The sequence below is a fragment of the Alteromonas sp. 5E99-2 genome, assembly GCF_017368475.1.
Lineage (GTDB): Bacteria > Pseudomonadota > Gammaproteobacteria > Enterobacterales > Alteromonadaceae > Alteromonas_F.
On record NZ_JAFNJE010000010.1, the window covers coordinates 131,706 to 146,718 of the forward strand.

At 39.7% G+C, this 15,013-nt stretch carries 14 protein-coding genes; 2 read left to right on the top strand and 12 right to left on the bottom strand.

The window, feature by feature from the left end:
• Positions 1-8 precede the first annotated feature (8 nt).
• Together J3L16_RS11645 and J3L16_RS11650 are read left to right on the top strand one after the other, a co-directional pair.
• The gene (locus J3L16_RS11645) at positions 9-896 is read left to right on the top strand and encodes a LysR family transcriptional regulator (RefSeq protein WP_207613153.1); all 888 of its coding nucleotides are present in this window, start codon (positions 9-11) and stop codon (positions 894-896) included.
• A gap of 214 nt (positions 897-1,110) precedes the next feature.
• On the top strand, positions 1,111-2,673 hold the full coding sequence (locus J3L16_RS11650) for a methyl-accepting chemotaxis protein (protein WP_207613154.1): 1,563 nt from the start codon (positions 1,111-1,113) through the stop codon (positions 2,671-2,673).
• A gap of 216 nt (positions 2,674-2,889) precedes the next feature.
• Here J3L16_RS11650 and J3L16_RS11655 read toward each other — a convergent pair whose 3' ends face one another.
• The 12 genes from J3L16_RS11655 to J3L16_RS11715 all read right to left on the bottom strand — a co-directional run.
• Positions 2,890-3,549 carry a hypothetical protein gene (locus J3L16_RS11655; protein WP_207613155.1) on the bottom strand — a complete coding sequence of 220 codons (660 nt, stop codon included), beginning with the start codon at positions 3,547-3,549 and terminating at the stop codon, positions 2,890-2,892.
• Positions 3,550-3,643: 94 nt separating this feature from the next.
• On the bottom strand, positions 3,644-4,390 hold the full coding sequence (locus tag J3L16_RS11660) for a GNAT family N-acetyltransferase (protein ID WP_207613156.1): 747 nt from the start codon (positions 4,388-4,390) through the stop codon (positions 3,644-3,646).
• A gap of 338 nt (positions 4,391-4,728) precedes the next feature.
• A complete protein-coding gene (locus J3L16_RS11665) occupies positions 4,729-5,757 on the bottom strand; it encodes an IS110 family transposase (RefSeq protein ID WP_207613157.1) in 1,029 nt (342 codons plus the stop codon).
• Positions 5,758-5,826: 69 nt separating this feature from the next.
• Complete coding sequence (locus J3L16_RS11670) at positions 5,827-6,354, bottom strand: hypothetical protein (RefSeq protein ID WP_207613158.1); 528 nt, start codon at positions 6,352-6,354, stop codon at positions 5,827-5,829.
• Positions 6,355-6,966: 612 nt separating this feature from the next.
• Positions 6,967-7,731, bottom strand: coding sequence for a tRNA isopentenyl-2-thiomethyl-A-37 hydroxylase MiaE (gene miaE / locus J3L16_RS11680; protein WP_207613170.1), 765 nt, complete (start codon positions 7,729-7,731; stop codon positions 6,967-6,969).
• A gap of 6 nt (positions 7,732-7,737) precedes the next feature.
• Positions 7,738-9,258, bottom strand: a complete 1,521-nt coding sequence (gene purF / locus J3L16_RS11685; RefSeq protein ID WP_207613160.1) for an amidophosphoribosyltransferase — start codon at positions 9,256-9,258, stop codon at positions 7,738-7,740.
• A 13-nt stretch (positions 9,259-9,271) separates the two neighbouring features.
• On the bottom strand, positions 9,272-9,760 hold the full coding sequence (locus J3L16_RS11690; protein WP_207613171.1) for a CvpA family protein: 489 nt from the start codon (positions 9,758-9,760) through the stop codon (positions 9,272-9,274).
• Between the two features lie 55 nt (positions 9,761-9,815).
• A complete protein-coding gene (locus tag J3L16_RS11695) occupies positions 9,816-10,424 on the bottom strand; it encodes an SPOR domain-containing protein (protein WP_207613161.1) in 609 nt (202 codons plus the stop codon).
• 16 nt (positions 10,425-10,440) lie between these two features.
• Complete coding sequence (folC, locus tag J3L16_RS11700; RefSeq protein WP_207613162.1) at positions 10,441-11,694, bottom strand: bifunctional tetrahydrofolate synthase/dihydrofolate synthase; 1,254 nt, start codon at positions 11,692-11,694, stop codon at positions 10,441-10,443.
• Positions 11,687-12,526 carry an acetyl-CoA carboxylase, carboxyltransferase subunit beta gene (gene accD, locus J3L16_RS11705; protein WP_207613163.1) on the bottom strand — a complete coding sequence of 280 codons (840 nt, stop codon included), beginning with the start codon at positions 12,524-12,526 and terminating at the stop codon, positions 11,687-11,689. The genes folC and accD overlap by 8 nt, the downstream gene beginning before the upstream one ends.
• 120 nt (positions 12,527-12,646) lie before the next feature.
• Complete coding sequence (gene truA, locus J3L16_RS11710) at positions 12,647-13,435, bottom strand: tRNA pseudouridine(38-40) synthase TruA (protein ID WP_207613164.1); 789 nt, start codon at positions 13,433-13,435, stop codon at positions 12,647-12,649.
• Positions 13,436-13,465: 30 nt separating this feature from the next.
• Positions 13,466-15,013: FimV/HubP family polar landmark protein (locus J3L16_RS11715; protein ID WP_278252845.1), on the bottom strand; the 1,548-nt coding region annotated here is incomplete at its 5' end.

Here is a 15,013-nt window from a genome sequence, read left to right on the forward strand (position 1 = left end):
ATGAAATCATGATTAATGATGTTTTTATCTTTATCAATATTGTTCAGCAACAGAGTTTGTCGAAAGCCGCAAAAAAAATGGGTATCCCTAGCGCAACAATATCTAGGCGCTTAAAACATCTAGAAGAAAGCGTGGGAAATAAACTCGTTCATCGTTCCGCTCGGCAATTAACATTAACATCTCAAGGCACTTTGTTTTATAACGCCTATGCGCATTTGGTTGAGCAATTTGAAACAACCCAACAGCAAATTTCATCTCAAATAAATTCACTTGAAGGTCATTTAAACGTCCTCGCTCCCGCGTCAATATCAACAGGAATATTGCAGCCCATGTGGTCAAACTTCATTAAAACTTACCCTGCAATCAAATTAGAGCTTAATTTAAGTAATCAAATTGAAAACTTACTATCTTCCCAAGCAGATCTTGCATTGCGCATAGGGCCCCAAGCCTCGTCGTCTTTACATCAAAAAAGGCTGGGAACGATTAAAACCCAACTTGTCGCATCACCTAAATATTTAGCTAGCCACAAAGAACCCGACACCATTGACCAATTAACGGAACATAAACTTATTGGTAATCACATTATTTCTGATTGGAAGATGCAAAATGTTATCTCGGGTAAGAGACAAGAACTGAGACCCCGATTCAACACACTAATAAATGATATAAGACTTGTTACTCAACTTGTTAACGACGGTCTAGGCATTGCGCTTTTGCCTTTTTCAGAGACACAGCAATACATTGAAGGAGGTAGTTTGAAAGTAGTACTTCCCAACTGGCAAGGCCCTAATAGAGATATTTATGCAGTTTGGCCAAGTGGCAAACTATTAAGCAAACGAGCAATCTGCTTAAAAGACTATATGCATCAATACTTAGTTGGTTTACTAGGAGAATAAATGTCTACACAAGGGAGGTATCAATTAAAAAACACCGTATTGAGTCATTTTATAAACGTTTATTCTCAACTTATTTGTCGGCCCCCATACAAAACCATGTCAGTTACTTGATCTAAATCAAATCAACCAACTCCCCCACAAGTTATAATTGAGAGTCGACTAAATATTTAGTCAATAAACACTTCTATAAAGCAAGGCAAATGAGGCTAGATCCATGGGTATTAATGCAGTTACACAAAAAGAAGCCCTCTTTCCTAATGATTATATTCTTATCTCAAGCACTACTACAGATGGTACCATTACCTATGTAAACGATGAATTTTGCAAAGTAGCAGGTTATCACCGAGAAGAACTGGTGGGTAAACCCCATAATTTAATTCGTCACCCCGACGTTCCCGCTGCCGCATTTGCTGATCTTTGGGATAATTTAAAACGCGGTAATAATTGGCTGGGAATAGTTAAAAATCGTTGCAAAAATGGTGACCATTACTGGGTAAGTGCTCATGTTAGTCCATTATTTGATGACAATAAGCTTGTTGGCTACGAGTCAGTAAGACGAAAAGCAACACCAAATGAAATTAAGCATGCTGAAACCCTTTATAAAAGGGTTAATTCAAACAAATCTCCCTTACTTAAATCTAGCTTGTTGAAGTCATATTTCTCGAATAACATCACACCCATCATGGCGATTTTTCCAGTCTTAATGCTGCTTGGCATGAGTTCTGATATTTGGGCTATAAAGGTTTTGAGCCCGCTTTTGGGGTTATTGGGTATGTATATTGTTTATCAGCAGCATACTAGCCTATTAGATATAGTAAAAAGCTTGCCAGAAGAAGCTTTCAATACACTAGGTCAAATCCTTTATTGTCATTCTGTTGGCGCAAAAGCAGCAATTCGTTTCGCTCAGCTGCACCGTGAAGCTGCTAGTCATACTTTTCGTATTCGTTTAACGGAGAGTTCAAAAAACCTCAATGAAAGAACCCATGTTGTAAAAAATGGCTTAGAAACAAACTTGAAAGGTTTTGCTATACAGAACCAAAAGTTTGAATCTTTTTCTTCGGGATCCAATCAGCTATTAGCCAGCGTCAACGATATTGCAAAAGATATGGGTGAGATTAATCTTGCCACTGAGAACGTCTATTCCGATGCAAAAGACAGTCAAAATTTAGCCAAAAAAACGGGCCTCACAATACGCCAAGCTTACAATGAAATGCACGAAGCGAAAAATGTAGTCGACGTACTTGTTAAAGGAACAGAGGCAATTAATGAGTTAATAGACTCAATAAGTGATATCGCAGATCAAACCAACCTCCTTGCATTAAATGCCGCTATCGAAGCCGCCAGAGCAAGTGAAGCAGGTAGAGGTTTTGCTGTTGTCGCCGATGAAGTCAGAACCTTGGCAATTCGCACTCAGAAAGTAACTCAACGTGTGAATAAAATGACAGACGAACTGAAGCACAATACCGATGCTGTGCTAAAAACTATTGATCAAGGTGTGGCTATAGCTAAAGATGGTGTAGAGCGCGTCGACCAAGTTTCATCAAATATGGTTTCAATAGAAAAGGCTATTATGAATATGTTTGACATGACATCACACGTAAATACTATAGCTCTGGAACATGAGCAAGTTTCTAAGGAATTACAACTGCAATTAAACGAAGTCCGTGAATTAAACATTAATTGCGTAGAGCGTGCTCAAAACTCAACGAAAGCGATCAACAAAATTGAAAACGAAATTCAAGATCAGCTAAATCTAACTCACCGTTTTAAACAGTAATGATTAGACTTGTACACTTAGACACCGAATTGATGTATTCAAGACCAAAGTTCTAGTAGTTTTTAGAAGGTAACACCAATCATTCGGTGTTGGAAAACAAGTACACCATATGATGAATCAAAGTATCTAGAAGCCTTGAAAGCAAGAGTTCACCACTACTGAAATATGCGGTGGAAAGTAAGTTCTAATACTTGCTGTCCACCTCAGGGCGTGTTGTTAAGTGACATCACCAATTAAAATAACACCTAGTGCTAGGTTCTCACTGCCTTCTAAATTTACAGGCCCAGGGAATGCGTAAGACATTATTGTAGGTGAATGTTCAGATTTTATAGTTTCAATGATTTGAGACAGCTTGTTTGATAATTCATCTGTAGAAAGCTTCTCAAGGAGAACTTTCTTGATAACAGGAACAATATAAGTAATAGCAATCTTCTTTTCTGATCGGTAACCTGAGTGAGTTGATCTAGATGAGTCTTCAAGTGCTTTTTTATGTGCCTTATCAATTCTCGTATTTGTTCTAGCGTTGATTGATATTCTAGCAAATTTGGCCTCTATTTCATGATGTCGATTATCTCTCCAAAGTACCAAATCGCACCGTCCACTATAAGTGCAATTATCTAGGTATTTATCGACTTTTTCTGTCCTACATTCTTCTAAAGCTACCCACCCATTGCGGGTCGCGGCAGCTGCCAACAAACCAGTATTTGCTCTTTCTTTTTCAGCATGAACGGATGTTTTTTTATTAGATACTCGATAAACCCGATGTACCATAAATACCCACTCTTGAAGCAGCTCATTCCAATAGCCAAGTTGCTTCTTTGCTTTTACGTAATCATCTAAATACAAGTAATGCTCCCTGTCACTGGTGATGTCCATTTAAATTTGGTAAGTCCTACTCATAACGCCGCGCTCATCCGAAAATTGGGAGCGTAGCGAGTAATTTTTCCATATGCTGCGCCTTGTTAAATGGCTACTCTTGAATAAAGAACTTTTTATAAGTATCTCTCGTGGCTTCATATTCTTCTTTTTTTAGAATGAAGAAAGTGTCTAAGTCATTTGATTTAATTACTTTAGCGCCCATTCTTTTGTGAAATTCGATTACTTTTACATTTTCGTTCCTAACATCGAAATGAGATTGAGAAAATCCTAATACGTAGAATGCAAACTCGTAAACATTTAGAGCTGACTCAATAGCTGCTTTTCTTGGCGAACCAGGGTTTACCACCCAACTTCCCCAACAGAACGAACCAGTTTGAAAGTCATACAAGCGAACCGTTCCAAGACTTTCATTGCCCATACCTTTGATAATAAAATAGAATTCAGCTCTTACTCGCTCTCTATTTTTATAGTTAGACAACCATTGGGTTTGTTTCTCAATGTCAGAGTCAACATATGATATGAATTTGTTTAGATTTGTGTTTTCGCGAAGAGATAAAATAAATTTTGCATCTTCAGTTTTTGCTAGAACTAATTTTGATAATTTAGTTCTAGCAAATTCATATGAGCTACAATCAAATTTATTTTGTGTTTCCATCAGATTTTCAATCACATGAGAGCTGGAGTCCCCGACAAGAGATAGAAGTGTTTCCTGGTTAGTTGATGGGTTGGAGGCGACAGCTGCCCTTACAACTTCATCTGGAGATTTTGATAGTTCTTGTAAATAATTCACATTTGTATCTGGATTTGATGCTGCTCTAAATAAATCATGATTTGTCATAAATTTTTATTCCTTATTGCTCAAACTTATTTTATTGTCTCGGCTGGACATTTAACGCCTCATTCAGAGGCTTAAAATTGTTGGCTAAAATAGTGAACACAGCGAAATAGCCAACTGTTTTAAGTCCACTGCAATGGCTTATGTGGACTCCCCGATTACAACAATAATTTTTAAGTAGATATTCGCATGCTTATGTACGAGCTCTAGTTGAGGCGCTACCTCGGCTCTAAGATAATTTCGCGTATTAGAGTACTAATCTTGTTAACGAGCTCTCTCGCTCAAATGACTATTCAGTATCTTCTAATCTTGATATACCTTCCGCTAAATTATTGTTGGAATTACATAAGCTCTAACTTATATTCCGTCTTGTTCGTCATTAAAGCAAAGGCCGTACGGACATTTTTATTTGCCAACGCAACAGCTGCGCATTTCTTTCCTCGCCTTTCTATAAGTGCTTTTAACCATGCTTCTTTTTTTGTTCTAGCTTCTCGTTTTACCACTTGCTGTACGACCGACATTGCACCAGTAATAAGTAAACTTCGTAGTGATGTACTTTTACGCTTCCCTATAGCACCTAGTCTTACTTTTCCTCCTGTACTATATTGAACTGGCATTAATCCTATACAAGCAGATGCATCTTTTCCTTGTTTGAAATGCCCTAATTCTCCACTTAACAAATTTATATAAAGGTGTAACGCATTTAATATTCCAATGCCTTCAATCTTCATAAGCTTGGCGCAATCAGGTGTATCATTTACCCACTTTTCTAAGGCATGGTCGTATGACTCTATCGTTTCATGCAAACATAAATACAGTGCTAGTGAGCTTTGTAACATCTTTCTGAATTCAAAACTAAAACCGTTTTCTGCATCTTCTAAAACAAACTCAATTGTAGATATCAAACATTCCTTACTACGTCCTGGTCGAATATTGAATTCGCGACAAAGGCTTGTTAATTGATTCTTAATTGCTGTTTTTTGTTTGATACATTGCTCTCTCAATTTCAACATAGATTGTATCTGTTGTTGCTGGTGATTTTTACCTGCAACGAACTTAACATCGGGTAATAACGCTGCTTGAATAATGGCTAGAGCATCATTCTTGTCTGTTTTTTGGTTTTGCCTTACAGCCATCACCAAACGAGGAGAAATAAGCAACGCTTCATGACCAAGAGATTTTGCCAACTGGCACCAATAATGTGCGCCACTGCATGATTCAAAAATAATCGTCGATGCTGTTAAATTGGCTAAAAAATCGGTGAATTTCGACGGTGTCATTTCTGAATTAGAATGCACTTTATTGTTTGTATATTTACAAACTTGAATCGAATTTAATGCGAGATCAACGCCAATTATACGCTTTTTCATCTTCGGACTCCTATTCATCATACGTGACACACGTGTTACGTAATGGTGGTGGGGAGTCCAATTATCTTGTTAGCCACTTTCGACGTTGTATATTTCATCAATTCTAACTCCCAAGAGCCCGACATACACTTTGAGTTTTACATTATCATTTACATTAAATTTAGAAATGTAATTTGCGTCTACACATATTCCTGATTTTAAAAAATTAGACACCCCATGAAATTGTAGTTGGTTTTTGCATGTTTTACTGGATTCTAAGGTGCGGACACCTATTACTTTTGTAGTAATAGTCTGATTGGCTGCATGAGGTAATGAGGCAACAGCGGTTAAACCGATCCCTAAAGGAATGTAAAGGATAATAGGAAGAAAAACGAATATACCTGTTAGCAAAACTGATTTTCTTACTTTTTTATAAGAAGTAGTTAGCGACGAACTGTTCTTAATTTTTAAAATTGCAAATAGAGCTAAGGCATATAAGGTAAGTAAAATGATACTTCCAATAGTTTCTTGCACAAAAAACCAAGAATAAATACCGTAATAAGCTAGTGGTATTAAAGATAGCAACAGGAGAAATATAAAAAGGGCTATTAGCTTCATTGGTGGCTAACAGTCTGTTAATGAGGTCTTCGACCTCATAATAATAATTAGAAGGTTTACCTTTTTAACTAGTAAGGCATTTCTAGTTGCTTGCAAGTAATTGATAACCAACATATTAAAACAATCCTTTAGTTTAGTTTTCAATTGAAAAGGTAAATTACCTTTTCTACTTTATTATGATGCCGTATGAGCTATCACTTCATGGATGAAGAAAATAATAGAAAAATCTCAACTACTGCAAGATATTTCAGACTATATGATGGTACGTGGGTGCAGCAAGCGAACCATAACCTCTTATATATACTGGATTAAATATTTCATACTTTATTGTGATAAACAACATCCAGAAGCACTTAACAGTGAACATATCGAAAAGTTTTTAACTTTCTTATCGGTAACTCGTAACGCCTCCCCTTTAACCCATTTTAAAAAGGCGCTAACACAAACAAAACTCCTCGTAGTGTTAACTTAATCTGAAGTAAAAAGCTTATTGCTAATCAATATTTAATACGTGCTATTTTAATGGTTCTGGCTTAAGGCGAATTGAACTGGCTTGTTTGCACGTAAAAACCTAAATTGGCAGTATTTGTTCCCGTCGGCTAAATTAAGCGTTCAACGAGAAACAGGTACCCCTGAATGGAATTTAAAATCAGTATCTGGTGATAAAATGAGATCCGCTTCTACCTCTGCGAAATAGGTAATGCGGTTGGTTATATCTTTACCCGCAATCTCCTCCGCCAATGTCAGATAATCTTGGTAATGACGAGCTTCAGAGCGCAGCAGTGAAATATAAAAATCACCTAGTGGTTTGTCTAAAAATGGAGCAATTTTAGCGAACCTCTCACAGGAGCGAGCTTCGATATACGCTCCGCATATTAACTTGTCGATAAGCGCATCAGGTTCATGATTTTTCACATGTTTAAGAAGCCCTTTGGCGTAGCGGCTAGAATGAATAGTGTCGTATTGAATGTGGTAGGTATCCATGATTTCTAACACTTGATAGAAATGGTGTAACTCTTCTTTAATCAACAACACCATTTTGTCGATTAAACTTTGGCTATAAGGCTTGCCCGATTTAGCAATAATGGATTTATTCAATTTGAATTTCTCCAACTCTCGCCAATCCCCTTCCTTGCGATAAGTAAAGGCTTCGTAAGGTTTTAACCATTCAAGCAGTGCTTCTGAGCTTTCAGCATCAACGGCATACCTGCGAATTAAAAACATTGCGCTTTGTGCGGCTTTCAACTCACACACCAAATGGTCTGTGAGAAGCACAGTAAGACTTTCAGGCTTTTTAGCTTGTGTTAACCACCCATCGGGTGTTTCACAGCGTAAAAAGCCTTTAATGGGTTCGAGTAAAACCTCTGTATTCACTATTTATACTCATTCGCTATCAAAATTGTGAACGTCTAAATTCGTCAGTTCTGTTTGTAATACCGGCGCTTTACGGGCCTGTTCGCAGCGGGCAATATCAATATTTTCCAAATAAGCTTGATCGATATCAGCAGTAACGTAATCACCATCAAATACAGAGGTTTCAAAACACGGTATTGCGGTGTTTTCTTCTTTAACTGATTCAATCAAATCGCCTAAATCTTGGAAAATAAGGCCATCAGCTTGAATTAAGTCAGATATTTGGTCTATTTCTCTGCCATAAGCAATGAGTTCATTGGCAGACGGCATATCGATACCGTAAACATTAGGGAAACGAATTTCAGGCGCCGCTGACGCAAAATATACTTTTTTTGCACCTGACTCTCTGGCCATTTCGATGATTTGCTCAGACGTGGTACCCCGCACAATAGAGTCGTCCACTAAAAGAACGCTCTTACCTTTAAACTCAGACGGTATTGCATTGAGCTTTCTACGTACTGACTTTTTACGCATAGTCTGACCCGGCATAATAAAGGTACGGCCAATGTAGCGGTTTTTTACAAAACCCTGGCGGTAAGGTAGCTCTAATGTATTGGCTATTTGCAATGCAACGTCCATAGACGTTTCAGGAATTGGAATAACAACATCAATGTCTAAATCTGACCATTCTTTCTTAATTTTTTCGCCAAGTTTACGCCCCATATTCACTCGTGATGCATAAACAGATACCCCATCGATAAACGAATCAGGTCGTGCGAAATAAACAAACTCAAAGATACAAGGAGAATGAGACGGAGACTCAAAACACTGCTGTGTATGTAGTTCACCTTGTTCAGTAACAAATACCGCTTCTCCCGGTGCGACATCGCGGATAAACTGAAAACCTACGGCATCAAGAGCAACGCTTTCAGATGCCACCATATATTCGTCACCAAATGGAGTCACTCGTTTGCCCAAGGCTAATGGACGAATACCATTAGGGTCGCGAAAGGCAACGAGTCCTTGACCAATAATGGTCGCCACTACGGCATAAGCACCGCGAATTTGTTTGTGTACTTTTGACACCACATCAAACATGTCTTCCGGCGTTAAAGTGAGTTCTTCTTTTTGATATAACTCATGGGCAAAAACATTCAGCAATACTTCAGAATCAGATGTGGTATTAATATGGCGACGGGCTTTTTTAAACAATTCGTCTCTTACTTCCGCCGCATTGGTTAAATTACCGTTATGGGCAAAAGCGATACCGTAAGGGGAATTTACATAAAAGGGTTGAGCTTCTGCCGAAGACGACGAACCGGCCGTTGGATAACGACAGTGGCCAATCCCCATATTACCGGTAAGGCGCTTCATATGACGTGTATGAAAAACATCTCGAACTAAACCATTGGCTTTGCGAAGGTTCAATGAGCCTTCGTCGACAGTCATAATCCCCGCCGCGTCTTGACCACGGTGTTGCAATACCGTTAAGCCATCATACAAAGACTGAGCAACAGTTGATTTACCAACGATACCTACAATACCACACATCTGAAATACCTATTTAAGCCGGTTTAATAAAACTTGAGCTGCCTTTCACATACTCAAAGAACCATTCAATAATCACCGCAAATTCGGGGATTAAAAGAGAGTCTTGCCACCACTGAGAGTTAGAGGCAGATGTAAACGTGTCACCAAAAAACAATATTGCACTGACAATAAGGACACCGCGCAACGCGCCAAAAATAGCGCCGAGCATTCTATCTGTGCCGGAAATACCACTAATTTTAACTAATTGCCCTATAGCATGATTAAGTAGGCCGCCTATGATTAATGTCGCAACAAATAGCAACGCAATAGCAGCACCATTTCTGAGTAATTGGTCTTTTATGCCCGTAAAATAAAGGGCTACATCAGGATAAAATTGACTGGAAATAAATAACGCAGCAAACCAAACGACCAAAGAAATCGCTTCTTTAACAAACCCACGCATGATGCTAATTATGACAGATAGGCCAATAACGCCTAGTAACGCAAAATCAATCCAGTTCAACACAACGAAAGCCTGTTAGAATGAGGAAGTACAAACAGGCGCGCATTCTATATGATCACGGCTGCACGGTAAAGGGAGTCACCTTACCATTCAGTCCTGTTATCTCTTTTAAATGGGGTAACGCGCCTTCTAGTTTACTTTTTTGAAGGTCTGGTCCGACAAACACTTTAGTTAATAAACCTGATTGAGTTTGAATAGGCCGACTAAAGGCAATGTAACCAGACGCTTCTAATTTATCTAACAACAAACGTACATTTTTTTCGTGTCTGAAACTACCGAGTTGAACAACCCAACCAGCGCTTTGTTGGTCTCGCTGAGGGGCTTCAATAACCGTTTGCTCTGCTAAGGTTTTATTGCGTTTAGCTGTTTGCTTGTCGGTTTCTTCATTATCTATTTGTTGGCTTTGGGCAACGGCAATATCAATTTCTTCGTCTTTTGCATTTTCACTGACAATTTCAATTGGACGCTGTACATTTTCTTCTACCCTTTCACTTGGAAAGGGCTCAGGATTAATAATCGGTTTTTTGTCGGGAATACTTGGAACAGGCTCAAAATTAAGCGCATTCTTTTCCTTTTTTCCATCGAGGAAATTTGGAAGAAAAATAACAACTAGTGCAACTACAATTACCGTTCCAACTAATCTATTTTTTAAAGCACTGGTCAATCTCGACTCCAAAATCCTAAGGGTTAATTTCTAAATATGCTAATACGTCTGCCACGGTTAAAAAAGACCCAAAAACGAAAACACCGTCGTTTTTTTGTGCCTTTAGTATGGCATCTTGATATGCACCTTTTACACTAGAATAAGTATAGACACTATTTTGACTGTTAGCTGAACTAGGCAATGCATTCTTCAAAACATCAGCATTACACCCTCTTGCGCCTTTTGTATCGGCAAGGAGCCAATCTACGTCAATATTTTCAAAACAAGCCAATGTCGCCGCAATATCTTTATCTTTAAGCATAGCCACAACACAATAAACTTGACCTATTTGGCTTCGTTCTCGAACTAATTCTAACAAGCTAATCGCCGCTTGAGGGTTATGTGCAACGTCTAACATAACAAATGGAGACGATTGAACAAGGTGTCGCCTACCAGGCAATTTTGCTTGACGGCAAGTAACTGATATAAGCTCATTGTCTAATGCGTAGCCCAAGGTATTGAGCACTGCTAGTGCGGTACTTGCGTTTTGTACAGGAATACAGGGCATAGGAAAAGGCCCTAGCTGCTTATCTGCACAGTTCCACGTCCAGCTTTTTTGTTCTACTGTTTGGTAAATAAAATCTCGACTGGCAATGCTGCTATGAGGGCCGTTTTCATCAGCGGCCTTTACTAGGTTATCTGGCGCGTCTGATTCGCCAATAACCACGGGCTTGCCCTCGCGAAAAATTCCTGCTTTTTCTGCGGCAATCGCTTCTCTGGTGTCGCCTAAGTAATCTTGATGGTCTAGCCCAATAGAAGTAATCACTGCACAATCGCTGTCGACAATATTGGTTGCATCTAAACGCCCCCCTAACCCGACTTCCAATAAAATGACATCGGGTTGCTGCGTTTTCATCATGACTAAGGCTGCAAGAGTGCCAAATTCAAAATACGTCAACGTAATGCCATCTCTAGCTGCTTCAACTTGCTTAAATGCATCTACATAGTATTTTTCTTCAAGCATAGCGCCGTTGAAGGTGACACGCTCTCTGTAATCAATCAGGTGCGGTGAACGAAAGGTTGCCACTGATTTTCCCAACTGCATTAGGTAATGTTCGAGAAAACGGCATGTAGTGCCTTTACCATTGGTTCCACCAACGGTAATGATTTGGGTTTTGTTCCAGTTGAAATGCAAAGATTGGGCTACTCGCAATGTGCGATCTAGCCCCATATCAATGGTAGTAGGATGTATTGACTCTAGATAAGTTAGCCATTGTGCAAGGTTATCCATGCAGTTTTTTCAGCACACCGTGTAACTTATCACGCATTTCACGTCGGTCGACGATCATATCGATAGCGCCCTTTTCCAATAAAAATTCACTGCGCTGAAAACCTTCAGGCAATGTTTCTCTCACGGTTTGTTCAATTACACGAGGTCCAGCAAATCCGATAAGCGCTTTAGGTTCAGCGACATTGATATCGCCTAGCATTGCCAAACTAGCAGATACACCACCCATAGTTGGGTCGGTTAATACACTGATGTAGGGCAAGCCTTTTTCACTTAATTTAGCCAATGCTGCACTGGTTTTCGCCATCTGCATTAGCGACATCAAGGCTTCTTGCATTCGCGCACCGCCACTAGCAGAAAAACACACTAAAGGCGCATTATTCGCAATAGCCGCATTCACTGCAGCAACAAATCGCGCACCGACGACCGACGCCATTGAACCACCTAAAAATGCAAACTCAAAGGATGCGACAACAATAGGCATGCCCTTTAATTCACCTTTCATCACAATAAGCGCATCTTTTTCTTTAGTGATTTTTTGCGCGCTGCTAATTCTGTCTTTATATTTTTTCGAGTCTTTGAATTTTAAGATATCTTGCGGCTCAAGCTCTGTCGCAAGTTCTTCTCGATTAGCCTGATCTAAAAACCCGTCAAGTCGACGACGAGCGTTAATACGCATGTGGTGGCCGCACTTAGGGCAAACTTCGAGTAACTTTTCTAGCTCTGATTTGTAAAGCACAGCTTGGCATGACGAGCACTTAGACCACACACCCTCTGGCACATTGCCTTTCGTAGACGTTTGTGTTTTGGGGAGTATTTTTTCGATCCAGCTCATTGAGTTTATCCTATGCTGACTGACTTAATTAATTAGTGTTGTTATTCACAACATTGTTCGGCGGGTATTAGACCACATTTATATAACTCATAAAAAGTAAAACTGGTCTAATCTTCACAGTTAATCATCTGACAAGAAAAGTGGCCCTATGGGTTGTGAGGGTAATTTGAATGTTTCAGGGTAATCCACATCCACTAAATATAGGCCATTTGGCTTTGCGGTAGCAGCAGCTAATGTGCGATCTTGCTTGGCTAACAGCCACCCCATCCAATCCACATTTTGCTCTTTCAAGCCAATTTCAATTAACGAGCCTGCTATATTTCTAACCATATGGTGTAAAAATGCATTGGCTTTAATGTCGATAACAAAATACCGACCATGCTGAGTCACTTTCACGTGAGATACAGTGCGAGTTGCGGTATGAGCCTGACAAGATACCGCCCTAAATGCGCTAAAATCATGCTTACCAACAAGAGCTTGGGCAGCGGTGTGCATCAAATCACAATCTAACTCATGGTAAACATGGGTGACGCCTTTATTTAAAATAGCTGGGCGCTGTCTGTGGTTGTAAATAACATAGCGATAACGCCTAGCCGTCGCAGAAAATCGAGCATGAAAATCATCATTAACTTCACATGCCCAGCGAACGGCAATGCTATCGGGTAAATTGGTATTTACTCCCATAGTCCAGGCGCGTTCTGGTCTTGGGTTATCACAATCGAAATGAACTACTTGTTTTGTTGCGTGCACACCTGCGTCGGTTCTACCTGCGCATTTCACTATGACAGAGGTATTTGCAACCTTGCTTAGTGCTTCTTCTAAATGTTGTTGTACACTTTTGACGCTGTCTTGTCTTTGCCAGCCATGATACTGGCTTCCATCGTACTCTATACCTAATGCTGTTCGCATATGTCTAATTTTGCTCTCTTTAACGTCAGTTTAGGCATTACCCAGTTCATCGAGGAGGCTTTTCGCTTCACTCTTTTGGTCATCAGACCCTTTTTCCATCACTTCTAACAGCAATGCCTTTGCTGAAGAGACATCTTCCATGTCAATATAGGCGCGAATAAGGTCTAAATTTACCGCCTGTGCCGAATCAATATCCACATCTATAATATCATCATCGTCGGCTTTACCGGTAAATTCTTCTAAGCTAACGTCTAAATTAAATTCTTCATCGGTTACTGTACTTTCTGCAACATCGGCTTCTTCGAGTAAATCATCCACACTAATCAAATCTTCCTCTGACTCTACACTCGCTTCCTCTTCGGAAAACAGTGCATTTAAATCTAAGTCAGGATTGTCGAGCTGAGGTATTTCTTCCTCTTTTGGATTAGTTTCTGGCTCAGGTTGAGACTCTACATTTTCTGTTTCTTCGATATTACTCGGCTCAGAATCAGCCTTTTCAACAGTCGTCTCTTCAACACTGCCGTCGTCACTATCGATATTAATAGAACTGAGTAGCTCGTCAAAATCTGTGTTTTCAAGGTCGTTTAAAATGGTTGAATCTGAATCATCAATGCCTTCAGAAAACAACTCATCCAAACTAGGTACGTCAGCTAATTCGTCGTCACTTGTATCCCTTGACGCTGAGTTGGTAGGTTCAACTACTTCTTCAAAATCGGGTGCACTTGCAAGTTCACTAGGCCCACTGTCTAAATCAAAGTCACCTAGTTCATCTAATTCTTCGATCAGAGTATCTGAGCGCGTATCTATTGCATCAATACTTTTTTCATCATCACTTTCAGCTGTAGCGTTTTGCTCGTCAGAGTCACCGGGTAACTCATCCATTGCAGATTCGAATTCAGTGGAAGGCTCCACTTCTTCGACAACCTCATCATCTGCAATATCGTCTTCTTGTTCGGCAGATTCTTGAACTACCGGCTCAACAGTCTCATCAGCGGCAATATCATATTGTTCTTCTTTTTCTGATTCGCTTACTAGTTCATCAATTAAGTCATCAGAAATTGAGTCGATACCTATGTGATCTTCAGGCTCAGGCTCTTCTAGCAGCTCATCTATAGCGGTTTCTGTTGGCTCTGATGGTAATATATCATGAGGTGTATCTGCATCGTCATTGCTATCTTGAGCAACGTTAGTTTCTGCATTATCCGTCTCTGATTCATCTACTAGATCATGTGTGAGATCGTCTACATCTTCTGCTAAAACTTCGTCGCTTACTTCACTTTCTGCCGCTACTGGCTCATCCAGCGGTGCATCAATAACATCGTCAGCCAAAGTGCCAGTATTGTCCTGATCTTCTGATTCAAGATCTCCCGACAAATCATCGGTCGGCTCCTCAACACTATCGCTGTCATCTTCGGATATGCTAGTTTCTGGATTTTCAGCTTCTAATTCATCTAACAGGTCATCAGTAAGGTCATCTGATGGTTCTGGAGACATCGCCTCTAAAAGCGCATCAACATCATCAACGCTATCTTTGTCATCTTCGGAAATGCTGCTTTCTGGATTTTCAGCTTCCAATTC